We start from the raw sequence: 25,148 nt of genomic DNA, 5'->3' as shown, positions 1-25,148 counted from the left end.
AGCCGCCCGCCCGATGCTCCACCACGCGTCAATTCGCACCCAGGATATTCACCGCGCGATCGCCTTCTACGAAGCCCTGGGGTTTACCGTCCACGAACGCTTTACCGCTGGCATTACCCTGGCCTGCTGGATGGAGGGCTTGGGGGGCCGCATTGAGCTGATCCAGGTGCCGGAGCCGCGCCCCGCCGCCGATGCCTTTAGTGATGAGCACTACACTGGCTATTATCATCTATCCTTTGATCTCACTGAGGCGACCTCTAGCCTGCCCTTGTGGCTAGAGGAGCTGCGCCAGCGGTTTGAGCGATCGGCGGCGGCGATGCCCAAGGTGCTGCTGGAACCCCAGCAGCAAATCATCGGCGATCGCGTCTATGAGGTGGCCTTTCTCGCCGATGCCGACGGGCTGCCTTTGGAATTTATTCGAGTGCTGGGCTATGTCCAACCCTGAGGGGTCCAATTTCGAGAGAATGACTCCGTTTACCGACAACTGGGCTTACTTAAAAACCGAACTGGCCTGGCTCGATCGCCTGCTGATGGTGGCCGTATCGCGCCAAAAGCGCGAGCTGCAAGAGCTGGACGACTTTGCCCTCTCCGGCGAAGACCGGGTCACTCGCCACTGGTGGAAGGGCATTATTAGCCTCAACGGCCAGCCCAACTACGACAACGCCCGCCCGCCCAAGACCCAGCGCCCCAGCGGTAGCTACGCCCAGCAGCTCGAGGCCCGCATTTTGGCCAGCCAGCGCCAGGGGGTGGTGCTGGCCCTGCCCCAGCTGCGCGATCGCCTCCAGCTCACTATGTTTGAAAAAAACGTGCTGCTGCTGGCCTTGGCCCCCGAGGTCAACCAGCGGTTTGGGCGGCTCTACAGCTACCTACACTACCAGCACGACGAGTCTGACTGGGACTTGCCCACAGTCGACCTGTGCCTGCGGCTGCTGTGTAGAAATGACCAGGAATGGCGGCGATCGCGCCCCCTGATTGCCCCCAACAGTCGCCTGTCAAACCTGGGTTTGGTGGAGTGGCTCAACGCCGAAGACACCACCCTGCTCAGCCGCCACCTGCGCCTGACCGAAGATCTCACCACCTACCTGCTCTCCGAAGAACCCGACCCCGCCACCCTCGATGCCTGGGCTGTGGCTCCTGCCCTAGAAGCGGAGGAAGCGTCAGAAGTTCCGGCCGAAAGTTGGAATAGCCTAGTGCTGCCCGACCCTCAGCTGGCCCAGCTCAGAACCGTGGCCGCCGCCACCCGCGCTACCGACGGCACTATGGTGCTGCTGGCGGGCCCCAACGGCACCGGCAAAACCCTCGCTGCCAAGGTGCTAGCCGCCGAGCTAGAGCTGCTGCTGGTGATGGTTGACCTGGCGGCGATCGCCCCCGACGAAGAGGGCAACATTCCCGAGCTCGAAGACCTGGCCCACCTGCCGCCCTGCGTGCTGCTGCTCAAAAATGCGCCCCACTGGTTTGGTCGCAACCCTACCATTGAGGCGGCTCTGGTGCAGTCCTGGGGCATTCAGCGCCGTCGCCAGCCAGGTTTGACGCTCTTGGCCAGCCCCTACCTGCAAAGCATCAAACCCTCCTGGCGACAGGCTATGACTGGAGTGATCGAGTTCCCCCGACCCGATGCCGCCGCCCGCGAGCTGCTGTGGAAGCGGGCCATTCCCACGGGCGTCAAAAAAGAACGCACCCTGCGGTGGCCCCAGATTGCTCAGCAGCTGCCGCTAACCGGCGGTGAAATTGTTACCCTGGCCCAGACTGCCGTCGCCATAGCCCAGCAAGCTGATCCCCCAGTGCTGACGGTCGAGGGGCTGCACCAGAGCCTGGCTCTGCACCATCCGGGCCTAAAGCTGCCCACGGCAAACGCAGCGCGATCGCCCAAGCCTGGCCCTAAAAAGCTATCGCAGCAAACCAAATCTAAAAAAGCGTAGCGTCGGGTAATAGGTGGATCACGCCACCGCTACAGTTCGCTGGGAGAATCGGGCGCAACGACCTCGCCAGGTTCTGGTATCAGCACCGTTGGCTTGTTATCCACTAAATCTGAGAGGCCATCGATCGCAACATTCATGTCGCCACAGGCCGCCTTTAGCGCCGCTTGAAACTGGGCGGTGTCATTGCCGTAGCCACAGCGCTCAGTGGCGATCGCCAGCCCTTCACTGGCATTCGCCTTGGCGCAGTCCACTAGAATGACTCCCGTCAGCGGAGATGAGCTAGCCATAGCAAAAATGTCTCTAAACGGCGATCGTTCGACTTCCAACCTAGGCCTGTCACCCGCCTCCCACATCTAACCTACGAAAGACTTATCGCCCCAAAACATTCCCAGGTTAGGGACTTTTGAGCCACAATGTCCCGCATTAGGCAGATGAGACTATTGGGCCGCTGCGGTTAGATAAAGGAGAACGGACTCCGAAGAGACAATAACTATGAGCATCAACATTGGCCTTTCCGAACAAGAACGCCAGGGTGTAACCGAAATTCTCAATAAAGTTCTGGCCGACGCTTATCTGCTGCTGATCAAAACCAAAAAATACCACTGGGATGTAGTTGGCCCTCAATTCCGCACCCTCCACGAACTGTGGAAAGAGCATTACGAAGCCCTCACCGTTAGCATCGATGCCGTTGCCGAGCGGGTGCGCCAGCTCAACGGCTACCCCCTGGGCACCGCCGAAGGATTTCTCAGAAATGCTTCTCTGAAAGAGCACCCTGGCGATCTGCCCTCTGCTCAAGAAATGGTCAAGCGCTTGGTCAACGATCATGAGCAGATCATTCGCAACCTGCGCGGGTTCGTTGACCAGACTTCCGAAGAGTTCCATGACGAGGGCACCTCAGACTTTCTGACCGGCCTGATGGAAGCGCATGAAGAAATGGCTTGGATGCTGCGCTCCTTCCTGGATGGCGAAGCATTTGAATCGAGCGGCACCCGTGACCAAGAGCTAGCTACTAGCAACCTGGCATAGGCTGCTTCATTACAGCACTAACTGCTTCGAGTAGTTTAGCCGTGGATTCTTGAGCTTGCTCTGGTAATTCTAGCGGCGAGTTCAATTTAGACTTGTTAACCATCCTGCCCATAGGCTTCTTTAAGAAGCCTATGGGCAGGATGGTTTTTGCGCCCATCTGTACCTAACTCCCCATAACCTATGGGAGGATCAACTCACTCATCTCCCCCACCCGCCCCATCTCCTCACCCTCTCCATCTCCCCCATGCCCACCGTCACCTTTCCCCTCACCTACCTGCAACGGCTGACGACCACCACCCCTCAGCAGCTAGCCCAGCAGGCCTTTGACTACGGCCTAGATGCCACCCTGGGCGACCAAACCCTAGAGGTCGAAGTCACCGCTGAGCGGCCCGATCTGCTAGCGGCAGAAGGGTTTACCCGCGCCATCAACATCTATAACGGCCTACCCCGTACTGTCCCCGAGCAGCTGCTTGCTTCGGGTCGCCGGGTCACCGTCCAGCCTGAGGTATTGCCCCTGCGGCCCCACATTGCTGCTTTAGTTGTGCGGGGAGCTGATCTGCAAGGCGGCGGGTTAGAGGTGCTGGTGCAGTTTCAGGAGAAGGTGACCCAAACCTTTGGTCGCCAGCGCAAGAAAATTGCGATCGGTGTCTATGACCTCGACAAAATTAGTGGCGACTTAACCTACGCAGCAGAATCGCTAGACCAGCTGACCTTTGTGCCCCTACACAGCACCCAACCCATGACTGCCCAGCAGATTCTGCGCGAGCACCCTGCGGGTAAAACTTATGGCCATACCCTGCCAGGAAATGACTATGCCCTGGTGCTGCGCGATGCCGGCGGTACTGTACTTTCCATGCCGCCCATCATTAACGCAGCGGGGGTAGGAGAAGTGGATGCTAACACCCGCAATCTGTTCATCGACGTCACCGGCATTCTGGCTCAGACGGTGCTAGAGACCGCCAATATTCTGACCCACAACTTTTTAGATACCGGAGCTGAGGTGCAAACTGTGGAGATTGCCACTCCCCAGGGTATTCTCACCACCCCAAGCCTAGATCGCCGCCCCGTGCAGTTTTCGGCCAAGTATCTCAACGAAATTATGGGCACCGCTATTCCTAAGAGCGGCCTGGGTCAAGTGCTCTCCCGCATGGACCTAGAGGTGAGTGGCACCGATGTGGTGCATGTGCCTACCTATCGCACCGATATCTTTAGCCAGGTCGATCTAGCAGGGGATTTACTGGTGGCGATCGGCATTGGCACCCTCCAGGCCGAACCCCTAGCCGTCAAATTTCATCTAGGGGAAGCTGATGCCCTACGCCAAGCCGTATTTAAGGTGAGCGATCTAGCCCAACGCATGGGACTAATGGAAGTGAAGAGTTTTGTGCTCACCGACCCCGAAATTCTCGATCTGTTTGGGGCGCCCTATGTGCAGGCTGGCAACGCCAAAAGCCGCACATTTAGCGCCACTCGCACCACCCTACAAGCGGGGTTGCTAGATATTCTAGCCCGCAACATTAACGCACCCAAACCTATCAACATCTATGAAACTGGGGAAGTGCTGCGGTTCAAGACGGCAGACATCCCTGACGAAAGCCAGCACTGGAGCTTCGCCAGTCTAGATGCCCGCGCCTCGTTTACTACCGCCAAAGCCTACATGCAGACCATGCTTAAAGCCCTAGGGCTGAGCTATGAGTTAGCTGTCTGCCATGCCCCCTACTATCTCCCCGGACGGGCGGCTACGGTGTTGATCCAGGGTCAGCCAGTGGGAGAATTTGGCGAAATTCATCCCCAGGTGCTCGAGCATTTTTCGTTCCCTGAGCCGGTCTGCACTGGAGAACTAGACTGTACCGCTAGCCTGCTTACGACCTCTGAGCGGCGGCGTTAACCTAGGCTGGTCAAGTTGGGAAACCAATGCTCTGGGTTGATTTAATCCATAGAGGTGCCGCAATCCAGCGACACCTTGCCCAATGAAATGCCACACAGAGCTGGGGCGTTCAGTAGGCCAGGTTATGGGAGAAAGTGCCATAACCAAATATTACGGTTGCCACCAAAATTGTGATGCAACCATTATGTCCCTCTGCTCTTTGGCTAATCTGGTCATCATCCTCCAGCCGGAATGCCATGAGCGACTCTTCTATTGACGGCCCCAGCCGGGTCTATGCCAAACCGAGCGAAGGCCACGTCTCCCTGGGGCGAGGGGTGCGTCAGGTGTTATTTTTGGTGCCCGTGGCGGTTTTGTTTGCCCTGCTCTTCTTTGGGCTACCCGTGCGCCAGCGCACAGTGGGGCTCACGGCTGGAGCGATTGTCGCGGTGCTGTGGGGTGTGGTGGTGAGCGGGGTACGGGTAGCTGCTGAGTGGGAGCGGGGGGTCATTTTGCAGCTGGGCAAAATTCAGGACGTGCGGGGGCCAGGGTTGCTGTACGTTGTGCCGGTGCTGGAGTCGGTGCAGTTTATCGACACCCGCACCTTGGTGATTAACATTCCGCGCCAGAAGGTGATTACCCGCGACAATGTGCCCGCTGAAATCGATAGCGCTCTGTTTTTTCAAGTGAGCGATGCCCAAAGGGCAGTCATTTCAATTCAGGACTTTCGCTTTGCGGTGTCGCAGTATGCCCAGGCGGCGCTGCGAGATGTGGTGGGTGGCCTTTCGCTCGATGACCTGCTGTCGGAGCGAGAGCAGATTCAAACTCAAATTGGGGCGATCGTGGAGGCTCAGGTGCAGGAGTGGGGGATGCACATCGACTCCATTCGCCTACAAGATATTGAGCTGCCGGAGGATCTGAAGCGGATGATGTCGCGCCAGGCCTCAGCGGAGCGAGAAAAGCGGGCGACAATTACGAAGGCGGATGGCGATCGCCTCGCCGCCCAAAGTCTAGCCGCCGCCGCCCAAATTATGGAGGCTAACCCCATCGCCCTTGAGCTACGGACCCTGCAAAGCATTGATGGCCTAGGGGCTAGTCCGTCGAATACGGTGATTTTGTTTCCGATGGAGCTATCCCAAGCCCTAGGCAACCTGCGGGCTAAACCTGCGCCCGAGGAGTAGCCACCACGCCAGTAGGTGTCGTGGTCATAATGATAAAGATCAATTACGACAGCGAACTCACCATGCGACTACTACACACCATGCTGCGGGTCGGCGACTTGGATCGTTCTCTCAAGTTTTACTGCGATGTGCTGGGTATGCAGCTGCTGCGCAAAAAAGATTACCCTAGCGGCGAGTTTACCCTAGCCTTTGTGGGCTACGGCGACGAGGCTGACAACACCGTGCTAGAGCTGACCTACAACTGGGGCGTAGAGTCCTATGACCTGGGCACCGCCTATGGCCACATTGCTTTGGGCGTAGACGATATCTACGGGACATGCGATCGCATCAAAGCCCAGGGCGGTCAGGTAGTGCGCGAGCCTGGCCCCATGAAGCACGGCTCGACCGTGATCGCCTTTGTGCAAGACCCCGACGGCTACAAAGTCGAGCTGATTCAGCTGGGCACCTCCGAAGGGCACCGCAAAGCGGTAGAGCCGGAGATGGCAGTCAGTTAAGAGGGATAGACGGGGTTCAGGGTTTTAGGTATAGGGTTCAAGGTTCGATCCTGCACCTTAAACCCTATACCTTGCATCCCTCCTAGCGATCTTTAGAAGGCATAGTTAACCGTGGCTGTGATCTCAGTGTCAGTATCGTCAGGCTTAAACAGGACGCTGCCATAGACGAGGTTTAGGGTTTTAGGTACAGGGTTCAAGGTTCGGCCCTGCACCTTAAACCTTAAACCCTAAACCTTGCCCCCCTACTAGCGATCTTTAGAAGGCATAGTTAACCGTGGCCGTGATCTCAGTGTCAGTAGCGCCAGGCTTAAACAGGATGCTGCCGTTGATGTCGACGACCACACTGCGAGTGATACCCCAGTCGAGCCCGGCGGTAATCATTGGGTCAATGGCAGAGCGACCGTCAGCATTGTAGGCGACTCCAGCTCCGGCGTAGGGGTAAAGAGCCTGGTCGAGGGCGTAGTCTACGGAGATGGGCAGCCGCAGTTCGGTGCTGCTGTCAAAGACCAGGGAGGGACGCACCGAGAGCGTGGTGCGATCGCCCAACTCGACAGCTTTGGCTTTAGAGTCGATGACAAAAGATGTGTCGTCATTAAAACCGGCGCGCACACCAGCACCCACATAGTAGTCGGGGACTTGCTGGGCCTGAGCTTGAGATGCCATAGCACTCACCACCGCCGCAGACAATAGGGCTACATTCAGTTTCATCATCACTCCTCCTCAATAACGGGCTCGGTAACGGTTGAGTCAAGCCAGCTTGCCTGACCAGTCTGGATTTTCAGCCGTTTTGGGTCAAAATCCTGCCAAAATTTGGGGTAGAGCAGGGTGCTTGGGTAAAGGTTTTGTGAGGTTTTGCTGACCGCGGAGGTTAAGGCAAGCGATGGTCAAAGACCGGCCTGGGGGGCGATCGCTCTCCCAGTGACTCAGCCCAGATAGCTAATCAGCCCGTGGACAGCAGCAGTTTCAACAGCCCCATTAACAGCATCGAACCAGCGAGGAACCTCTGCTAAAAGCAGGTGTCTAGGGCGATCGCCCCTAGCAAAACTTAGGCTAAGCGGTGCAGGCCTAGACCCATAGCGATGAGTCCTAGGACCTGTAAAAGCACTTCCGCGATCCCCCAAACTGCGGCTTAAACATTGACCAATCTGGCTTTAATGTATTGAGAATAGCCGTAAGAATTGCCTTATTTTTTGTCTAGAAAGCCGCTAAGTTTAAGCCGGTATGGCAATCCGTTTTGTCAATCTCTTGGCACACTAGAATAGTGATTCCCTTACCATAGATGCCAACCGCGTGCTAGACCTCGCCAAATTATTTCCCTTTCCCCTCGACGATTTTCAGTACCAGGCGGCGGCGGCGCTCGATGCCGATAAGTCTGTGGTGGTGTGCGCCCCCACTGGCTCCGGCAAAACCCTGATTGGCGAATATGCCATTTACCGTGCTTTAGACCACGGCAAGCGGGTGTTTTACACTACTCCCCTTAAAGCACTCTCTAACCAAAAGCTGCGCGATTTTCGCGACCAGTTTGGCTACGAAAAGGTTGGTTTGCTAACGGGCGATCTTTCCATCAATCGCGACGCCCCGATCGTGGTGATGACCACTGAAATCTTTCGCAACATGCTCTACGGCACCCGCATTGGCGAAACGGGTACCACGCTGCAACAAGTAGAAGCCGTCGTGCTCGACGAGTGCCACTACATGAACGATCGCCAGCGCGGCACCGTTTGGGAAGAGTCAATCATCTACTGCCCACCCGAAATTCAGCTCTTGGCCCTCTCCGCCACGGTTGAGAATAGCGGCCAGCTCACCGATTGGCTACAAAAAGTCCACGGCCCCACCGAGCTGATTTATTCTGACTTTCGTCCAGTGCCGCTACAGTTTCACTACTGCACCGGCAAGCGACTCGTACCGTTGCTGGATGCGTCCCAAAAGGCCATGAACCCCCAGCTCAAAAAGCAGCGGGCTCCCCAGCGCCAGCCAGGCAAACGGGGCAGTGGCCGGGTGAGCCTGCCCTTCGTGGTGGGTCAGCTGCAAGAGCGGGATATGCTGCCTGCCATCTACTTTATTTTTAGCCGTCGGGGCTGCGACAAAGCGGTGGATGAGGTCAGCCACCTGTCGCTGGTCACGGACGAGGAAGCGCAGGAACTCAAGGTCCGCATTGATACCTTTCTTGGCCACAACCCCGATGCCGGACGGGCTGGTCAGGTGGGGCCGCTGTATCGGGGCATTGCCGCCCACCACGCCGGCATTTTGCCCCTGTGGAAAGGGTTGGTCGAAGAACTGTTTCAGGCGGGGCTGATCAAGGTGGTGTTTGCCACCGAAACCCTGGCCGCTGGCATCAACATGCCCGCCCGCACCACCGTGATAGCCAGTCTGTCGAAGCGCACCGACAGCGGCCACCGCCTGCTCACCTCCTCAGAGTTTTTGCAGATGGCGGGGCGGGCGGGGCGGCGCGGCATGGATCTTCAGGGCCATGTGGTCACTGTCGAAAGTCCCTTTGAAGGCTCGCGGGAGGCGGTGCACCTGGCTACTTCTGGGGCCGATCCGCTGGTCAGCCAGTTTACCCCCGGCTACGGCATGGTGCTTAACCTGCTGCAAACCCACTCGCTGGATGAGGCGAAGGACCTAATCGAGCGCAGCTTTGGCCAATATCTGGCCACCCTGCACCTGGTGCCCCAGCAGCAGGAAATTGATCGCCTAGAGGGGGCGATCGCCCATCAGCAGGCCCAGCTCGCCGCCTTCGACGAGGGGCTACTGGCCGAATACGCCAAACTCAAAGAGCGTCTTAAAGAAGAACGACGACTGCTGAAAACGCTGCAGCAGCAGGCGGCCCAGGTACTGGCCGACGATGTGGCCAAGATGGTACCCTTTGCGATCGCCGGTACGCTGCTCTCCCTCAAGGGCAAGCACATTCCCGTCAGCGAGCCGGTGCCCGCCGTGCTGGTCACCAAGGTGCAGGGCTCGGGCCAGTTTCCTTACCTGGTGTGCCTGACCAAAACCAATCAGTGGTGCATGGTCACCGCCGCCGATGTGGTGGGCCTGCACGCCGATATTCCCCGCCTGCAGTCGGTCGACACCCTAGCCCCGCCGAGCGATCTTGCCCCCAGTCCGGGCCAGCGCCGTCGGGGTGACGACTACACCGCTGCGATCGCCGCCACCATGGCCACGCCGCCTACCCTCGAAATGCTGGCTCCCGAGGTGCAAGACCAGCTCGATCGCATGCGCGAGGTCGAGCACACCCTGGCCAACCACCCCGCTAGCCGGTGGGAAAACGCCAAGGGGCTGCTCAAGCGCCAAAAGCGGCTGCGCGATCTGGAGGAGGAATGGCGCGATCGCCGGCAAAAACTCTCCCAGTACACCGGCCGCTACTGGCAAGAATTTCTCCACATCATGGAGGTGCTGAAGCACTTCGGCGGGCTTGAAGACAACCACCCCACCAAGCTGGGCGAAATGGCCGCCGCCATTCGCGGCGACAACGAGCTGTGGTTGGCCCTGGCCCTAGAGTCGGGCGAGTTTGACCACCTCGATGCTGCTCAGCTAGCCGCCGCTTTTGCCGCTTTAGTCACCGAAAATTCGCGCCCCGATAGCTGGTGCCGCTATAAACTCTCCGGTACCGTGGAAGAAGCGCTGGGCGGGCTGCACAACCTGCGCCGCCAGCTTTACCAGCAGCAGCACCGCCGCCACATCACTGCCCCCATCTGGTTAGAGTACGACCTGGTGGGCTTGGTCGAGCAGTGGGCCCTGCAAGTCGACTGGGTCACCCTATGCAGCAACACCAGCCTCGATGAGGGCGACATCGTTCGCATTCTGCGGCGCACCCTCGACGTGCTGTCGCAGATCCCCCACGTGCCCTACATCAGCGACAGTCTGCGCACCGCCGCTCGCGACGCCAAAGACCTGATGAATCGCTTCCCCGTTAACGAGGAAATTGGCTAAGCACGGCAATCGCATCGGTCAACCTTAAGGTCAGCAGCGCAGGTGGGCAAGCTATAGGAGTGCGTTTCCGTTCCAGGTATAGCCATCGCCTCCTGGTGATGACCAGCGAAGCCAACCCGCCCCGAGTGGCGTGACGAGCCAATATAACGTCCTAGATTTCGGCGTTGTCAGCTTCTCTAGTCCTCAGCTACCTGGCCAGCGCTATAGATACTCCCTAGCCGCTGGCCCGTTTGGCTCCGTAGACCATGCTCGACCACCGTCCCAAACCTACCGCTGAGCCTTCCATCGCTGGGGGGGCACGACCAAAAATTTCAATTTTAGTCAGTGATTTATCCAGTCGGGGCGCTGGACGCTGGGGCAGCGCCGTGCGACCCTTTTTGCTGGGGCAAGCGCTGCAAGGCATGGGCTATTCAGCAGAAATCGTGGGGTTTTCGACCGAGGGCGATCGCCAAATCCCGCCTTCAGAACGGTCCGACACCGCAATCCCCCTGCATACCGTTGCTATCTCCTCGCCCTACCCAGGGCCAAAGGCGGTAGGCGAATTATTTCGGCACCTCAGCGGCGATATCATCTACGCCTACAAGCTCAAGCCCAGCAGCTTTGGCCTGGCGATGGCCCATCGTTTGCGCCATCGTCGCCCCGTCATTCTCGACATTGACGACTGGGAGCTGAGCTGGCATGGGGGAGACAGCTACCGCTACCGGCTCTCTGCCCGGCAGCTAGCGCGGGACCTATTGAAGTCTAACGGCGCTCTGCGAAACCCCGACCATCCCCTCTACTTGCAGTGGCTAGAACGTTGGGTTGCTCAGGCCGACTTGGTAACTACCCACAACGGATTTTTGCAGCGGCGCTTTGGCGGCACTATCATCCCCAATGGCAAAGATACCGAGCTGTTTGACCCCGATCGCTATTCCCCCGCCGCCAGTCGCGCTGCCTACAATCTGGCCAACTACCGAGTGCTGATGTTTCCCGGCGCACCTCGCCCTTACAAAGGTGTAGAGGATCTGCTGACGGCCATGGATCTGCTGAATCAGCCCGATCTGAAGCTGGTGATTGTTGGCGGCAGCCCCTACGACGACTACGATCGCACCCTGCGCGATCGCTGGCCCCAGCACATTATTCACCTGGGCAAGCAGCCCTATGGTGAGATGCCCAGGGTGATCGCCGCCGCCCACGTCATTGTCGTGCCCCAGCGCCAGACCCCCGCCGCTCAGGCCCAGTTTCCGCTGAAGCTGACAGATGGTATGGCGATGGCAAAACCAATTTTAGCCACGCGGGTGGGCGACATTCCCGAGATTCTTGGCGGCTGTGGGTATATGGCCGATGCCGATGCCCCAGCCCAGCTAGCGGCTCAGATTACCACTATTTTTGCCAACTACGACCATGCCCTTGAGCTAGGGAGGCGGGCGCGCGATCGCTGCCTCACCCACTACAGCATGGCCGCCATGGGCGCGGGCCTACACCAGGCCATTCAGCAGAACGTCTTCGCCAAGGGGCATCAGCGGCACAACATCCTGGGGCATACCAACCCACCCTAATTGCCGACTGCACCCTGTACACCCCCTACCCCCTACTCCCCACCCCTCTACACATCCACTCCCCACTCCCCTACGCACCCACTCCCTATGTCCGCCCAAAAGCTGCTCTTCAACCATGCAAAACGCTATCCCTGGCGCATTCTGGCCGCCATCGGGCTGGGCTTTTCGGGGGCGGTGTTTAACGGGGTGGGCACGACGCTGATTGTGCCAGCGGTGTTTGAGCTGTTGGGCACCGGGTCCAGTAGTGCTGGGGCGATCGCCCTCCCTCCCCTGCTAGAGCGACTGCTGGAGCCCGTTTTGGGCATCCCTGGTCCGGGACGAGCGGTGCTCATGCTGAGCTTTATTGTGTTGACCATTCTGCTCAAAAACCTGGCCAACTACCTCAGCAGCGTCACCAGCGAAGGGCTCAGCCGCCGCCTCACCTGTGATCTGCGCCGAGACGGGCTCGACCTGCTGCTCAGCGTCGATATCGACTACCACAACACGATGCGTACTGGAGATATTATCCAGCGGCTGAATGACCAGATTGGCCGGGCGGTGACCTCCATCAACGCGGTGATCAACCTGCTGCGGGCGTCGCTGAATATTTTGTTTTTTACGGTGGTGCTGCTGTCGATTTCGGGGGCGCTGACCGTGGCGGCGGTGGTGCTGATGGTCGGGGTGCTGCTGCTTAACCGCTACGTGATCACCCGTGCTCGCGAGTATGGCAAGTCCTTGGCAGAGGCTTCCAAGGACTATTCGGTGCGTACCTTAGAAATGCTCAACGGCATGCGCTTGGTGAAAGCTACCGCTAACGAAGCAGCAGAGTTTGCCCAGGTCGAAGCCCTGATCGAGCAGCGCGAGCAGGCCGCCCTGCGATCGCAGATGAACACCGCCATCATTGGTCCGCTGAACGAAATTCTCAGCATCTTGGCCCTGGTGGCGATTATTCTCATCAGTCAGTTTTGGCTGGGCAGCGGCTCGGCGGCCTCGGCCACCCTGCTGCTGACCTTTTTGTTTGTGCTGTCGCGGGTAATTCAGTTTGTGGGGCAGCTCAACTCGGCCCGCAGCCAGCTGGCCAACAGTGCCGCCAGCGTTGACCTGGTCTACGACTTTTTGCGCCGCGACAATAAACCCTTCATGGCCCAGGGCGTTGGCGCAGCATCTCCTCAAGATGCTCGCCCCCTCAAGGCCTTCAGCCAGGGCATTACCTTCGAAGGCATCGCTTTTAAATATCCCACTGCCAAAGATTGGTCGCTGCACGATATCACCCTCTCGCTGCCCAAGGGCACCACCCTGGCTCTGGTAGGGGCCTCCGGCGCCGGCAAGTCTACCCTGGCCGATCTGCTGCCTCGTTTCTATGATCCGGTAGCGGGCCGCATCGCTATTGATGGGGTCGATCTGCGCGAGTTTGACCTGGGCAGCCTGCGTCGGGCCATGGGCATTGTTAGCCAAGACACGTTTTTATTTAACACCACCGTGCGCGATAACATCGCCTACGCCCAGCCGGCGGCCACCGACGATGAAGTGGTGCAGGCAGCCCAGCGGGCCAATGCCTACGAATTTATCAGCCAGCTACCCCAGGGCTTTGACACCGTGGTGGGCGATCGCGGTGTCATGCTCTCGGGCGGTCAGCGGCAGCGCATCGCCATCGCCCGCGCCCTGCTGCAAAATCCGCCGATTTTGATCCTCGATGAAGCCACCAGCGCCTTAGATACCGTATCAGAGCAATTGGTGCAGGAAGCCCTGGAGGATCTGAGCCGCGATCGCACCACCTTAGTCATCGCCCACCGCCTCTCCACCATTCGCAAAGCTGACCAGATTGCCGTGCTCGATCAGGGCCGCGTCGTCGAGCTGGGCACCCACGAAGAACTGCTGCAAAAACATGGCCGCTACACCTACCTCTACACCGTGCAGTTCGCCCAGGAAACCGGCTCCTGCCCCATCCCTCCAGCCATTAGCAACGCCGCCTCCTACGATCTCCGCACTGGGCTGAATATTGTGCTCGGCTCCCTCCAGCTGTTGGCTGACGGCTTAGTCGAAGACGGCCCCGAAGCCGAAGAACTCGTCCAAGAAGCCTATCGCGCCGCCCTCAATCTGCTCCCTACCTTAGAAACCGTCGAAAAGCGGTCTGCGTCTTCCAACGATCCAATCCCTCCCTCCGTTTCACCACCAGAGCCTCACCCTCCCTCCCTCCCGCCGCTCCACCACCAGAGCCTCACCCCCACCGCTACCCACCCCTAACCGCTTTCCTCCCTATCTCCTCATCTTCTCCACCCCCCTCACTCCCCACCTATGCCCCGTCCCTACCTCTTCTTCATTCGCGACACCCTACCCCAGCCAGCGGCCCACCTGATTCAAACGGTGCAGTGCGCCAACGCTGCCGCCAACCTGGGCTACCCCACTCAACTCGCCTTTCTCGATCGCAGCGCCACAGCCTGGCAACCCTGGCGCTGGGTCAACCCACAGCCCCAGCCATTGGATGACGCCTTTGCCCGATTTTTCAACATTCAAAACCGGCTAGAACTGCTCCCCCTGGCCATGCCTTGGCCCATCGACCGGGTTAAGCACAAGCTCACCAACGCCAGCACTGTAGCATGCAAATACTACTGGCCCCGGCACCTGGCTGCCCGCACCGCCCTCGTCCACACCCGCGACTGGAATTTTGCCAAAGCTGCCCTAAAGCAGGGGGTGCCAGTGGTGTTTGAGTGCCATCACCACACCGAAAAACCCTTCGAGCCTGAGATGGCGACCCATCCCCTACTGCAAGCTGTAGTCACCGTCATCGACACGGTGAGAGAAAGCATTGTGCGCAACGGGGTGCCCGAAAAAAAAGTGATTACGGTGCCCAACGGGTTTAATACGCAGTTTTTGACGCGGCATCCAGGGGCGGCGCAGGAGTGGCGCGATCGCCTCCTGCCTCCACCCTTCACCCAGCTCGTCGTCTACGCCGGAGCGCTACACGAGTTCAAGGGCGTCGATTTGTTGCTGGAAATTGCCCCCCAGTTTCCCCAGGTAAAATTTGCGTTGGCTGGTGGCCCCGTTGAGCAGCAGCAGCACTACCGCGATCGCATCGCCGACCTAGACTTAAAAAATGTGGATGTGCTTGGATTCTTAGCTCAGCACGACCTGGCCCACCTGCTGCAAGCCGCCGATGCCCTAGCCCATCCCCACCTGCTGGGCAAGGCTGCCACGTTTACCTCGCCCCTCAAACTATTCGACTACCTCGCCTCAGGCACTCCGGTGGTGGCCACCCGCATTCCATCGCTCGAAGACTGGCCCTTGGCCGCACAGATTGCCGCCTGGTGCGACCCCAACCAACCCCTGGCGTTTGCAGATAGCCTGAGGCAGGTACTAGCCGACTGTCCCCGCCCGGCTGAGGGGTTCGCTCCGAACATAGCCATCCTTCAACCCTATTCCTGGGAAGCCCGCATTGAGGAAATTTTGTCCCATGTAGAAGCCCGATACCACCCCCAACTGTCGGGAGAAAACCCATGACCCGTCCCATTGTCGGCATGCTATCGAGCTACGGTGGCCTCACTCAGTGCGACTGGCTGTGGAAGCAGACGCCCGAGCCCTTTGGGGCGTGGGGCAACATGCAGCTGCAATCGCAGCACCCAAATCCAGACTACCTGCTGCTGTATCAGTTCAACTTTCACGAGCGGTTGGCCCCTAAACCCCAGTCAAAGTCGCAGCGGTTGCTCAACGCGTTGCCCTTTGCCAAGCCCGCCGCTGTAGAAGGCCAAGGCCAGCTACCGCCACAGTTTAGCCAGGTGCCAAAGGAACGCACTGCATTCTTGCTGCGCGAGCCGCCTTTGCCGGAGGTGCGATCGCAAAACCTGCTCAACTACGCCTACGCCCGCGACTACTGCGGCTACGTCTTTGGCCCCGACAACGCGGCCCCTACTCCGGCCTACATGCCTGCCATCTGGTACGTGAATGTCTCCTTCCGCGAGCTGAACGAAGCGCCGCCCCCCGAGAAGCACAGCCCCTGCAGCTGGATTACCTCCGGCATCAACCGTACCGAGAGCCACCGCCAGCGCCTCGCCTTCTTGCAAGCCCTTCAGGAGAGCGGCGTGCCCGTAGAAGTCTACGGTCGTGGACTGCCCCCCGGCACCCGCACGGCGGGGGAACTCAGCAACAAATGGTCGGGCATGGCCCCCTACACCTACAACCTGGCGATCGAGAACTACGCCGACAACGACTGGTACGCCAGCGAAAAGCTCTGGGATGCCCTGCTGGCCTGGTGTCTGCCTATCTACTACGGCGGCGGCGCAGCGGATAAGCTGCTGCCCCCCGGCAGTTTTTTGCGCCTGCCCAGCCTCGATGAGAAGGGCATTGAGTACATTCGTGAGGTGACAGCGAGCCCTGATGCTTGGCAAGAAGCGAGGGATGCGATCGCCGAAGCCCGCCAGGTGATCCTCCACAAGCTGAACCTGATGAACTGGCTGTCGGAATGGGTAGGGAGTGAGGGGTAGGGGAGTGGACGAGTGAGGAGATGAGGAAGAGAAGGGAGATAGGGAAGTATTTAGAAAGTAGGGTGGGCACTGCCCACCATTGAGGTAACTTGAATGGACGGCATTTGCACTCTCGGCAACGATCGCGTCTACGACCAAATCGTCGCTTTAATCAACAGCATCGAAGTCTCTGCCCCAGGGATGCCGGTGTGCATTTACCCCTACGACGACCAAGTGGCTCGGCTTCGGGACCTGGTGCGATCGCGCCCCCACCTCACCCTCTACGACGACACCGCCTCCATTCAGCGATGGGATGCCTGGGTAGAGCAAATCTGGGCCACCCATCCCACCGCTCGGCAGCAGTGGGATGCGATCGGCAGCGCTGGTGTACACCGCATGGGCACCCATCGCCGATTCTGCGCCTTTGACGGCCCCTTCGATCGCTTCATTTATATGGATGCTGATACCCTACTGCTCAGCGAGCCATCCCCAGTGTTCAACGCGCTGGACGAACACGACTGGGTCACCTACGACTTTCAGCACAAAGACCTCAGTCATGTGTACGACCTGAACTCTGGATGGATGGAGCAGCTGTTTTCAGCGGAGCAGTTGCAGCGGCAGGCATTTTGCTCGGGCTTCTACGCCAGTCGCCGAGGGTTGTTTGATCTTGATCACGGCCAGGACATTTTGGATTGGCTGAAGGCTGGAGAAGCAGCGGTGCTGTACCCCATGGCCCCAGACCAAACCATTCTCAACTACCTGGTCATGCGGCGCAGAGCCAACTCCTGCAACCTGGCGCTGACCCTGCCAACCGCTCAACGCACCGGTAATTCTGTCACCTCTCAACACTTCACCACTGAGAATCACCGCGTCTATGACAAAGGCGTGCCGCTGCTGTATCTGCACTACATCGGCCTGTCATCCCAGCTGTTTGCCCGTCTCTGCAACGGCGAGAACGTTGACCTTCCCTATCGCGATGTGTTTTTGCACTACCGCTATCTGCACGATTCTGAGAATCGCCCAACGCTAACGGGCAAACTAGTGACAGCCAAGCCCCAAGGCTGGCGACGGTACCTTAAACCCCTGGCCCAGTTGCTCCCCTGAGGATTGCTATGACCCCGCGCGGCATTTACATTACAGCCAACGACAAAGTGCTCGACCACGCGATCGCCTGCCTCAACAGCATTCGCGCCCATGACCCCAGCATCCCCGTCATGCTGATTCCCTACAACGACGACTACCACCAGGTGGCCGAGGTGCTGGGCCGGGACTATGGGGTTGAGGTCTATCCCGACCTGGCGTTCATTCAGAGGTTGTCAGAAAATTTGCACGGCATCTTTGGCGAGGGGTTCTTTGCGCGACCCAACCAGTTTCGCAAGCAGGCCTGTTGGTTTGGCCCCTTCGATCGCTTCCTCTACATCGATACCGATGTGGTGGTGTTTAGCGCGATCGCCAAAGTCCTCGACGCCCTCGACAACCACGACTTTATCAGCTACGACTACCAGCACCGAGGCGGCATTCGCAACGTGTTCGCCCCCGCTATTGTTGAGCAGGGTGTTTTTACCCCCGCCGAGCTAGAGGATATGTTTAACTGCGGCTTTTGGGGTTCTAAGAAGGGGCTGGTCAGCGAGCAAGACCTCTACGACACCTTTGCCGAATGCGCCGCCCATCCCGACTATTTCGACTTCTCCGAAAAAACCTCCGACCAGCCGATCATTAACTACCTGATTCTCAAGCGCATGGCGCGACGGTTTAACCTAGTACGCCAGCCCGGCGGCGGCCCCGGCAACTGGGCGGGCAGTCCCCACTTTGTTCAAGAGGGCATGACGCTGAGTGATCCAAACGTAAACAAGCCCCTCGACTATCTGCACTGGGCAGGCTACCGTATTCAACCCGGCTGCCCCTACTGGGATATTTGGGCTCACTACCGCTACCTACGCGACCCCGACAGCCGCCCAGCAGAAGTGCCCTCCGTCGCCCCATCTCCAATAAAAACCCTTAGGCGTAAAGCAGGAAAGCTGCTAAGTCGTCTGGGACGATAGTTAGTACCATTCACCCCTAGGTGCTGCCCTCGCTAAAACAATCGACCCTGCTGCGCTTCCCCTAACGCCGATCGCGCCGTACCGGAGGACGCCAGGCGATCGGCGTAGCGGGTAGTTTCGGGCAGGCGGTATTTCGTGCTGCATCGCAACACCAGGTCGATGGCCGTTTCTAGCGTTGTGTAGTGACCGGGGGAAATGTACAGCGGTTTGGTATTGGCGCGGTTGCGCAGCACGGCTCCAATGCGATCGCCCCGATCCATCAGCGGTACCCAAATTCCTTTGTCGGGCGGCACCTCAACGTGGGTGCCTACCAAGCGCGACTTGGCCACGCCAATGGTGGGGCGATCGCACAACAACCCCAAATGCGACGCAATGCCTAACCGCCGAGGATGCGCGATCCCCTGGCCATCGCAGAGAATTACATCCGGTTCGGTTTTGAGCTGCGCCAGTGCCGCCAGCACCGCAGGCACTTCTCGAAACGACAGCAACCCCGGCACGTAGGGAAAGACGGTAGGCTGCCGCACCAGCACCTCGTCCACCGGGGTCAAGTCGGGGAACGACAGCACCACCACAGCAGCGCGGGTCGTTTCGCCCTCATCCTCAAACCCCGCATCCACCCCGGCAACGTAGCGAATCGGTTTGGGGATGCGGTCTTGAAGGACGATTTGGGGCGCGAGGGTTTGCTGAAGGGCGATCGCCTCAGCAGGCGTCGTCGGCCAGCTCTCTGGAAACTGAATCTGCATAGGCAAAGCATTCGTTACGCCATAGCCTCTACCTTGCCGCAAATGTCATAGTAGAAACAATCCTCGTTAGAAGGAGACGCAAATAACTTGGTATGCATGTGATCACGCGTAAGCGGCTCAATGAGTTTGCCGCACTGCATCCGAATACACGCACTGCTCTTGCTCAGTGGTACAGGATCATCAAAGAGAATAACTTTTGCCAATTTTGCTGAACTTCGGCGGCTCATTCCGTCTGCCGATCAAGTTGGAAAATTAACTGTCTTCAATATTGGAGGCAACAAAGCTCGGCTTGTTGCAGCTATTCACTACAATCGAAGCAAAGTCTACATCCGGGCTATATTGACCCACGCAGAATATGACGAAGGGAGATGGAAAGAATGATTCAGAGCATTAATCTCGATCAAACTATTGCCGCTTGGCAACCCGTAGCCAACACTGTATTTGTCCCCCATACTGATGAACAATACGAGCAATTGGTAGCCTTGCTAGACAGGCTTATCGATCAAGTGGGCGAAGATGAAGAACATCCGCTTGCTTCAATGATGGACGTCATTGGTGCCTTAATTGAGAACTATGAGACGAAGTATGTTCCTGTGTTGGAAGAGGTTGCCTAGCGGTTTGTCTCAACCTGAATCTCAAAAAATTTTGAACGCTTTCAGCACCAGCGCTTAGAACATTGCTGGCTTTTTCTATCCTGTGCGTGCCAAATCTTAGAATTTGCCCCGCACCCCCAACTTTCACGTGTTAGCTTGATCAAGCCCCCATCCACTCAATTTTATGACTAATCGTCTGGCAGATTCGCCCAGTCTGTATCTGCGGAAGCATGCCGAAAACCCGGTCGATTGGTGGCCCTGGTGTGATGAGGCCTTGGAGCGGGCGAGAGCCGATGACAAGCCAATTTTTCTCTCCATTGGCTATTCCAGCTGCCACTGGTGCACGGTGATGGAGGGGGAAGCGTTCTCGGATGAGGCGATCGCATCCTATATGAACGCCAACTTTATCCCCATCAAGGTCGATCGCGAAGAGCGGCCCGATATCGACAGCATCTACATGCAGGTGCTGCAAATGCTGACCGGCCAGGGGGGCTGGCCATTGAACGTAATGCTGCACCCTGAAACGCGGGTACCGTTCTATGGAGGCACTTATTTTCCGCTAGAGCAGAAGTACGGGCGACCTGGTTTTTTGCAGGTGCTCACGACCCTGCGCCAGTTCTACGACACCGAAAAAGCTCGCTTAGCCGAGATCACCGAGGCGGTGATGGGCAATCTGCACCAGGGCGCGCAGCTGCCAGAAACTCCGGCAATTCCATCGGCAGATGTGCTCTATGCAGGATTAACGACCAACGCCAAAATTCTTATCCCCTCAGGCCAGGGCACCTGCTTTCCCATGATTCCCTACGCGGCAGCGGTGCTGGGTGGGCTGCGGTTTGATCTGGAGCTGGATGTGGCGCACCTCTGCGGCCAGCGAGGACAAGACATGGCCCTGGGCGGCATCTATGATCACGTAGGCGGCGGCTTTCACCGCTACACCGTCGACCCGAGCTGGACGGTGCCGCACTTTGAGAAGATGCTCTACGATAACGGCATGATTGTGGAGTATCTGGCTGACCTGTGGGCTAGCGGGCAGCGAGAACCGGCCTTTGAGCGGGCGATCGCCCTTACCCACACCTGGCTCTTGCGTGAAATGACCGCCCCAGACGGTTATTTCTATGCCGCTCAGGATGCCGACAGCTTTGTCACCCCCAACGACATCGAGCCAGAGGAAGGCGCATTCTACGCCTGGCCCTACAAGACTTTGGAATCGGCACTGACCGCTGACCAGTTGAACGCGTTGGCGAATGCTTTTGCGGTGACTCCCCAGGGCAACTTTGAGGGGCAAATCGTGCTGCAAAGATTTGACCTTGGCCCCCTCTCCAGCGAGGTCGAATCGGCCCTCGATCAGCTTTTCACCCTGCGCTACGGCACCCCGGCGGCTGAGTTAGAGACTTTTCCCCCAGCGATCGATAACCAGGCGGCTAAGACCCAGACCTGGCCAAGGCGCATTCCCCCCGTCACCGACACCAAGCTGATTGTGGCGTGGAACAGCCTGATGATTTCTGGCCTGGCACGGGCAGCAACGGTGTTGCAGAACCTCGATTATCTGGCCACCGCTACCACTGCCGCCGAGCACATTCGCCAGCACCAGTGGATTGGCAGTCAGCTGCACCGCTTGGGTTACGACGGCGTGCCCCGGGTGCAGGCCCAATCGGAAGACTATGCCCTGCTGATCAAGGCGTTTCTCGACCTGCATCAGGCCAGCTTGGCCACACCCGGCTCCAAGACCGACACCGACTGGTTGACGCTGGCGATTTCAACCCAGCAAGAGTTCGACCATTTACTGTGGAGCGCTGATCAGGGAGGCTATTTCAGCACCGCCGCTGGCGAAGATTTGCTGGTGCAGGAGCGTCCTTACCAAGACAGCGCGACCCCGGCGGCGAATGGGGTAGCCGTTGCTAACCTCGTGCGTCTATCTCTGCTCACCGACAATCTTAACTATTTGGACCGCGCCGATCGCACCTTACAGGCCTTTGGCACCGTCCTAGAGCAAATTCCTCGCGCCTGCCCCAGTTTGCTGGCGGGCCTTAACTGGTTTCGCAACGGCACTGTGGTTAAAGCTGTAGCAGACATTATTCCTAAATTAGCGGCAGACTATTGGCCAACGACTGTTTTCACCGTTTCCAATGATCTGTCCGCTGATGCGGTGGGCATGGTGTGCCGAGGCACCACCTGTTTAGCCGTGGCAGATTCTGTGGATAAACTACGGCAGCAGTTACAAACCCTCCGGCCCCGCTAACCTATGCCCCACAACCCAGATTTGTACCAGGTGCTGTGCGATCGCATTCGCCAGTCGCCCCACCAGCGCATCTCCTTTGCCGAATTTATGGAGCTAGCTCTCTACCATCCCCAGGGCGGCTACTACACTAGCAAAGACGCCATCCTTGGGTTTGAAGGCGACTTCGTTACCTCGGCCCACCTAGGCCACGACTTTGGCGAACTGTTGGCCAATCAGTTTGCCGAAATGTGGGAGCATTTGGGCCGCCCCAATCCCTTCTCGCTGGTGGAAATGGGGGCAGGCCAAGGGCTAATCGCCGCCGATGCGCTAGGTGCCTTGCAAAACCATTTTCCCGACTGCTTTGCCGCCCTGAGCTATCAAATTGTTGAGAAGTCTGACCGACTGCGAGCCGCCCAGGAGCAGCGCCTGTCGCCTTGGGCTGGACGCGTTACCTGGCTGAATCTAGAAGACATTCCTGACGACAGCATCACCGGCTGTTTTTTCACTAACGAACTGGTCGATGCCCTGCCCGTGCACCAGATCGTGATGACAGAATTGGGATTGAAAGAAGTCTACATCACTCTAGCCGACGGCCCAAACGCCCCTGTAGTAGAAGTCTTGGATGCTCCATCGACCTCGCGTTTAGCCGACTACTTTGCCTTTGTCGGCATCGACCTAGCCGATCCCCAATATGCCCCTGATTACCGCACCGAGGTTCATCTCGCCGCGCTTGATTGGATGAAAACCGTCGCTGCCAAGCTGCATCGGGGCTATGTGCTCACCGTTGACTACGGCTACCCCGCCAGCCGCTACTACAGCCGCGCCCGCGCCCAGGGCACGCTCCAGTGCTACTACCAACACGCCCACCACGACAACCCCTACAGTCACCTCGGCCACCAAGACATTACCGCCCATGTCAACTTCACGGCATTGGAGCGACAGGGGGAACACTGCGGCTTAGAAACCCTGGGGGCAACGCAGCAGGGCATGTTTTTGATGGCGCTGGGCTTGGGCGATCGCCTCGCTGCCCTCGGCCAAATTCAGGCCAGCGACCCCGCCACCGTCAACCTCGCCATCCAACGACGCGACAAACTTCACCAGCTGATCAACCCCATGGGCCTGGGGAATTTCGTGGTGCTGGTACAGGGTAAGGGGCTAACGGCGGCCGCCAAGACGCTGAAAGGGTTGACGGTGCCGCCGCTGATGTAGGTATCCGTAAACCCTCAAATATCCATTTCTAAACAAGTAATGATAAGCAAGACTCGCTAAGCCTCTACAGGTTCTAGCGGTTTAGTTTGCTGCTGCTCGACCCGGCGAGGCTGGCCCCAAATCACCGTTTCGTGCTTGTAGATCACCATGCCGGGGCGTGCGCCCTTGGGCTTGTAGACGTGGCGAGGCTGGGTATAGATCACCGGCACCTGATCGGCCTGGCGAGCGCGACTAAAGTAGGCGGTTAAGTCAGCGACGTAGGCCAAGTCGCGATCGCTGGGCGCTTGCCCGGCCCCCAGCCGCAGCAGCACGTGGCTACCAGGAATTTCCTGGGTGTGAAACCAGAGATCGTAGTCGGTGGCCACCGTTGAGATCAGCAGATCGTTTTGGCGGTTGTTGCGGCCGACTAGCACCGGCAGGCCGTCGGGGGTCTGTAGACGACGGAAGCCTTCATCGTTGGCCCTGCGCTCAGTTGGCCGGTAGTCAGGCGAGGCCATGTAGCCCTGCTGAACTAGCTCATTGCGAATATCGATCAACGCCTCCAAATCCGCCGGTTCGTCATAGGTAGCGAGCTGGGTTAGGGCCGCCTCCACCTGCTCTAGGTAGGCCAGTTCGCCCTGCACCTCGGCCAGCAGGGGGGCCACCGCATCTTTGGCCCGCTTCAGTTTTTGATGTTGTTTGTAGAAGCGCTGGGCCTGCTGAATCGCCGTTTTGTCGGGGTCAATGGCGAGGGTGACGGGTGCTCCGGTGTCAAAGTCTTCTACTGTGAGCTGGGTCATACCCGGTTGCCACTGGTGGCTGTAGGTCATCAGCAAATCGGCCTGCTGGCGGTACTGGTCGGCCTGGGCCGATTGATCGAGGCGCTGCCCAAAGGTGTTGGCCTTAAGCCGTAGCTTGTCGAGCACACCCTTGAGCCGCTGCTGAATCTGGTTTTTGAGGCGATCGAACTGCTGTAGGGCAATCTCGCGACCATAGTATTCATTTAGCAATGTATGCACATCCGCCACCGGAGCTACCCCTTCCCAATCGAGCACGGTGTAGCCGCCCTCGGCCCAGCCAGGGTGAAACTCGCCCTTCTCAAGACAGACCAGCCAGCGCTGCCAAACCTCATACAGGCGATCCCAGTCGCTTTGGGTCAGGCTTCCGGCGGCTTGGTCGGAGGTTAAGCTGGCGGCGGAGAGGAGCGATCGCACCAGCGACGAACTCAAGCCCCCATAGCTCTGCATCAGCATTTTTTTAAGCGTCGTGGGCACCAGCGTCACCCGATCCTGCCAAGAGACTTGGGATTCCTTGAGGCTAGGCAGCGTATTCATGATGGCTGGCGGCAGCACGTAGGTGTCGCCGGTTTGAATGGGTCGCACCCGCGACTGCTGATCGCTTACCTGGTGAGCAGCCGTGACAATTTGATTTTGGGCGTTGGCCAGAATCACGTTGCTGTACTTGCCCATGATTTCAACGTACAGGTGCCACTGGGGCGGATCGCCGGGCCGAGGGCCAAACTGCAAGTCGATCGCACGCTCCCAGGGGGCAACAGGGGCGATCGCCACCAACGCCAGCTGGCTAATCTGGTGCTTCAACTGCTGGCTAAACGTAAACGTATCCTGCCCCTTGGGCGGCGCATCGCCTAGGTGCAGCCGCGCTGCCTGGGGGTGCCACGAAATCGTCAGCCAGCTACGGCGATCGAGGGTTCTGAGCGCCAGCGCCAGGGTAGTCGTGTCAATTTGCACCACTGTCTCGCAGCGGGCAGGCACCCAGTCGGCCTCGAGGCTCTGGCACAGGGCCATCAGAGTAGTAAAGTCAACCGGCTGCACAGGACAATCCTCCAGGCTGAGACAGGGTGAGCAAGGCATCCCAAGGCTAAGTTAGCTGGGGAAACCCAAAAAAGGGCTAAGAAGACCCGATTGGGCCGCCCTTAGGTCGAGCGATGTAGCCCAGGGAACGAAAACGCCAAAAAT

At 58.5% G+C, this 25,148-nt stretch carries 20 protein-coding genes and 1 pseudogene; 17 read left to right on the top strand and 4 right to left on the bottom strand.

What is annotated here, in order from left to right; genetic code table 11:
- Positions 1–13 precede the first annotated feature (13 nt).
- Both H6F75_RS10660 and H6F75_RS10655 read left to right on the top strand, forming a co-directional pair.
- Positions 14–445, top strand: a complete 432-nt coding sequence (locus H6F75_RS10660; RefSeq protein ID WP_190751955.1) for a VOC family protein — start codon at positions 14–16, stop codon at positions 443–445.
- A 19-nt stretch (positions 446–464) separates the two neighbouring features.
- Complete coding sequence (locus H6F75_RS10655) at positions 465–1,919, top strand: AAA family ATPase (protein WP_190751953.1); 1,455 nt, start codon at positions 465–467, stop codon at positions 1,917–1,919.
- Positions 1,920–1,948: 29 nt separating this feature from the next.
- On the opposite strand, the gene H6F75_RS10650 is transcribed toward H6F75_RS10655, so the two are convergent.
- The gene (locus H6F75_RS10650) at positions 1,949–2,206 is read right to left on the bottom strand and encodes a hypothetical protein (protein WP_190751951.1); all 258 of its coding nucleotides are present in this window, start codon (positions 2,204–2,206) and stop codon (positions 1,949–1,951) included.
- Positions 2,207–2,411: 205 nt separating this feature from the next.
- On the opposite strand from H6F75_RS10650, the gene H6F75_RS10645 reads away from it, so the two are divergent.
- The 4 genes from H6F75_RS10645 to gloA all read left to right on the top strand — a co-directional run bounded on the left by H6F75_RS10645 (position 2,412) and on the right by gloA (position 6,481).
- Positions 2,412–2,945, top strand: a complete 534-nt coding sequence (locus tag H6F75_RS10645) for a Dps family protein (RefSeq protein ID WP_190751949.1) — start codon at positions 2,412–2,414, stop codon at positions 2,943–2,945.
- 244 nt (positions 2,946–3,189) lie between these two features.
- Positions 3,190–4,830, top strand: a complete 1,641-nt coding sequence (pheT, locus tag H6F75_RS10640) for a phenylalanine--tRNA ligase subunit beta (protein ID WP_190751947.1) — start codon at positions 3,190–3,192, stop codon at positions 4,828–4,830.
- A 236-nt stretch (positions 4,831–5,066) separates the two neighbouring features.
- Positions 5,067–5,987: an SPFH domain-containing protein gene (locus tag H6F75_RS10635; RefSeq protein WP_190751945.1), complete on the top strand. Its 921-nt coding sequence runs from the start codon at positions 5,067–5,069 to the stop codon at positions 5,985–5,987.
- A 62-nt stretch (positions 5,988–6,049) separates the two neighbouring features.
- The gene (gloA, locus tag H6F75_RS10630) at positions 6,050–6,481 is read left to right on the top strand and encodes a lactoylglutathione lyase (RefSeq protein ID WP_190752272.1); all 432 of its coding nucleotides are present in this window, start codon (positions 6,050–6,052) and stop codon (positions 6,479–6,481) included.
- A 255-nt stretch (positions 6,482–6,736) separates the two neighbouring features.
- Here the strand turns inward: gloA and H6F75_RS10625 are convergent, their stop codons facing one another.
- Entirely contained in the window at positions 6,737–7,189 is a 453-nt protein-coding gene (locus H6F75_RS10625; RefSeq protein ID WP_190751943.1) for a hypothetical protein, read from the bottom strand.
- Between the two features lie 582 nt (positions 7,190–7,771).
- Here H6F75_RS10625 and H6F75_RS10620 point away from each other — a divergent pair.
- The 7 genes from H6F75_RS10620 to H6F75_RS10590 all read left to right on the top strand — a co-directional run bounded on the left by H6F75_RS10620 (position 7,772) and on the right by H6F75_RS10590 (position 18,430).
- Positions 7,772–10,414 carry a DEAD/DEAH box helicase gene (locus tag H6F75_RS10620; protein ID WP_190751941.1) on the top strand — a complete coding sequence of 881 codons (2,643 nt, stop codon included), beginning with the start codon at positions 7,772–7,774 and terminating at the stop codon, positions 10,412–10,414.
- Positions 10,415–10,659: 245 nt separating this feature from the next.
- Positions 10,660–11,952: a glycosyltransferase gene (locus H6F75_RS10615; RefSeq protein WP_190751939.1), complete on the top strand. Its 1,293-nt coding sequence runs from the start codon at positions 10,660–10,662 to the stop codon at positions 11,950–11,952.
- Between the two features lie 87 nt (positions 11,953–12,039).
- On the top strand, positions 12,040–14,175 hold the full coding sequence (locus H6F75_RS10610; protein ID WP_190751937.1) for an ABC transporter ATP-binding protein: 2,136 nt from the start codon (positions 12,040–12,042) through the stop codon (positions 14,173–14,175).
- A gap of 51 nt (positions 14,176–14,226) precedes the next feature.
- Entirely contained in the window at positions 14,227–15,429 is a 1,203-nt protein-coding gene (locus H6F75_RS10605; protein WP_190751935.1) for a glycosyltransferase, read from the top strand.
- The gene (locus tag H6F75_RS10600) at positions 15,426–16,409 is read left to right on the top strand and encodes a glycosyltransferase family 10 (protein WP_190751933.1); all 984 of its coding nucleotides are present in this window, start codon (positions 15,426–15,428) and stop codon (positions 16,407–16,409) included. The genes H6F75_RS10605 and H6F75_RS10600 overlap by 4 nt, the downstream gene beginning before the upstream one ends.
- Positions 16,410–16,502: 93 nt before the next feature.
- On the top strand, positions 16,503–17,492 hold the full coding sequence (locus tag H6F75_RS10595) for an Npun_R2821/Npun_R2822 family protein (RefSeq protein ID WP_190751931.1): 990 nt from the start codon (positions 16,503–16,505) through the stop codon (positions 17,490–17,492).
- Between the two features lie 8 nt (positions 17,493–17,500).
- A complete protein-coding gene (locus tag H6F75_RS10590; protein WP_190751929.1) occupies positions 17,501–18,430 on the top strand; it encodes an Npun_R2821/Npun_R2822 family protein in 930 nt (309 codons plus the stop codon).
- A gap of 32 nt (positions 18,431–18,462) precedes the next feature.
- Here H6F75_RS10590 and nfi read toward each other — a convergent pair whose 3' ends face one another.
- Positions 18,463–19,173 (bottom strand): deoxyribonuclease V, encoded by a 711-nt coding sequence (nfi, locus tag H6F75_RS10585; protein WP_190751927.1) that lies wholly within the window; start codon positions 19,171–19,173, stop codon positions 18,463–18,465.
- A 92-nt stretch (positions 19,174–19,265) separates the two neighbouring features.
- Here nfi and H6F75_RS28780 point away from each other — a divergent pair.
- The 4 genes and pseudogenes from H6F75_RS28780 to H6F75_RS10565 all read left to right on the top strand — a co-directional run bounded on the left by H6F75_RS28780 (position 19,266) and on the right by H6F75_RS10565 (position 23,193).
- A pseudogene (locus H6F75_RS28780) lies at positions 19,266–19,554 on the top strand (type II toxin-antitoxin system HigB family toxin).
- The gene (locus H6F75_RS10575) at positions 19,554–19,787 is read left to right on the top strand and encodes a hypothetical protein (RefSeq protein WP_190752270.1); all 234 of its coding nucleotides are present in this window, start codon (positions 19,554–19,556) and stop codon (positions 19,785–19,787) included. Before H6F75_RS28780 ends, H6F75_RS10575 begins: the two are co-directional and overlap by 1 nt.
- Before the next feature lie 163 nt (positions 19,788–19,950).
- A complete protein-coding gene (locus tag H6F75_RS10570; protein ID WP_190751925.1) occupies positions 19,951–22,005 on the top strand; it encodes a thioredoxin domain-containing protein in 2,055 nt (684 codons plus the stop codon).
- 3 nt (positions 22,006–22,008) lie between these two features.
- Complete coding sequence (locus tag H6F75_RS10565; RefSeq protein ID WP_190751923.1) at positions 22,009–23,193, top strand: class I SAM-dependent methyltransferase; 1,185 nt, start codon at positions 22,009–22,011, stop codon at positions 23,191–23,193.
- 56 nt (positions 23,194–23,249) lie between these two features.
- Here H6F75_RS10565 and H6F75_RS10560 read toward each other — a convergent pair whose 3' ends face one another.
- A complete protein-coding gene (locus H6F75_RS10560; protein WP_190751921.1) occupies positions 23,250–25,004 on the bottom strand; it encodes an NFACT RNA binding domain-containing protein in 1,755 nt (584 codons plus the stop codon).
- Positions 25,005–25,148: the final 144 nt, after the last annotated feature.

The organism is Nodosilinea sp. FACHB-131 (genome assembly GCF_014695395.1).
Lineage (GTDB): Bacteria > Cyanobacteriota > Cyanobacteriia > Phormidesmidales > Phormidesmidaceae > Nodosilinea.
Note: the sequence above shows the minus strand (reverse complement) of the source record. Positions and strands in the feature narration are given on the sequence as shown.

Excerpts from the sequence above, each read along its gene's own strand:
- H6F75_RS10625 (WP_190751943.1), bottom strand. The coding sequence starts at position 7,189 with ATGAAACTGAATGTAGCCCTATTGTCTGCGGCGGTGGTGAGTGCTATG.
- H6F75_RS10615 (WP_190751939.1), top strand. The coding sequence starts at position 10,660 with ATGCTCGACCACCGTCCCAAACCTACCGCTGAGCCTTCCATCGCTGGG.
- H6F75_RS10605 (WP_190751935.1), top strand. The coding sequence starts at position 14,227 with ATGCCCCGTCCCTACCTCTTCTTCATTCGCGACACCCTACCCCAGCCA.
- gloA (WP_190752272.1), top strand. The coding sequence starts at position 6,050 with ATGCGACTACTACACACCATGCTGCGGGTCGGCGACTTGGATCGTTCT.
- nfi (WP_190751927.1), bottom strand. The coding sequence starts at position 19,173 with ATGCAGATTCAGTTTCCAGAGAGCTGGCCGACGACGCCTGCTGAGGCG.
- H6F75_RS10565 (WP_190751923.1), top strand. The coding sequence starts at position 22,009 with ATGCCCCACAACCCAGATTTGTACCAGGTGCTGTGCGATCGCATTCGC.
- H6F75_RS10635 (WP_190751945.1), top strand. The coding sequence starts at position 5,067 with ATGAGCGACTCTTCTATTGACGGCCCCAGCCGGGTCTATGCCAAACCG.
- H6F75_RS10650 (WP_190751951.1), bottom strand. The coding sequence starts at position 2,206 with ATGGCTAGCTCATCTCCGCTGACGGGAGTCATTCTAGTGGACTGCGCC.
- H6F75_RS10645 (WP_190751949.1), top strand. The coding sequence starts at position 2,412 with ATGAGCATCAACATTGGCCTTTCCGAACAAGAACGCCAGGGTGTAACC.
- H6F75_RS10595 (WP_190751931.1), top strand. The coding sequence starts at position 16,503 with ATGGACGGCATTTGCACTCTCGGCAACGATCGCGTCTACGACCAAATC.
- H6F75_RS10660 (WP_190751955.1), top strand. The coding sequence starts at position 14 with ATGCTCCACCACGCGTCAATTCGCACCCAGGATATTCACCGCGCGATC.
- H6F75_RS10570 (WP_190751925.1), top strand. The coding sequence starts at position 19,951 with ATGACTAATCGTCTGGCAGATTCGCCCAGTCTGTATCTGCGGAAGCAT.
- H6F75_RS10655 (WP_190751953.1), top strand. The coding sequence starts at position 465 with ATGACTCCGTTTACCGACAACTGGGCTTACTTAAAAACCGAACTGGCC.
- pheT (WP_190751947.1), top strand. The coding sequence starts at position 3,190 with ATGCCCACCGTCACCTTTCCCCTCACCTACCTGCAACGGCTGACGACC.
- H6F75_RS10610 (WP_190751937.1), top strand. The coding sequence starts at position 12,040 with ATGTCCGCCCAAAAGCTGCTCTTCAACCATGCAAAACGCTATCCCTGG.
- H6F75_RS10590 (WP_190751929.1), top strand. The coding sequence starts at position 17,501 with ATGACCCCGCGCGGCATTTACATTACAGCCAACGACAAAGTGCTCGAC.
- H6F75_RS10600 (WP_190751933.1), top strand. The coding sequence starts at position 15,426 with ATGACCCGTCCCATTGTCGGCATGCTATCGAGCTACGGTGGCCTCACT.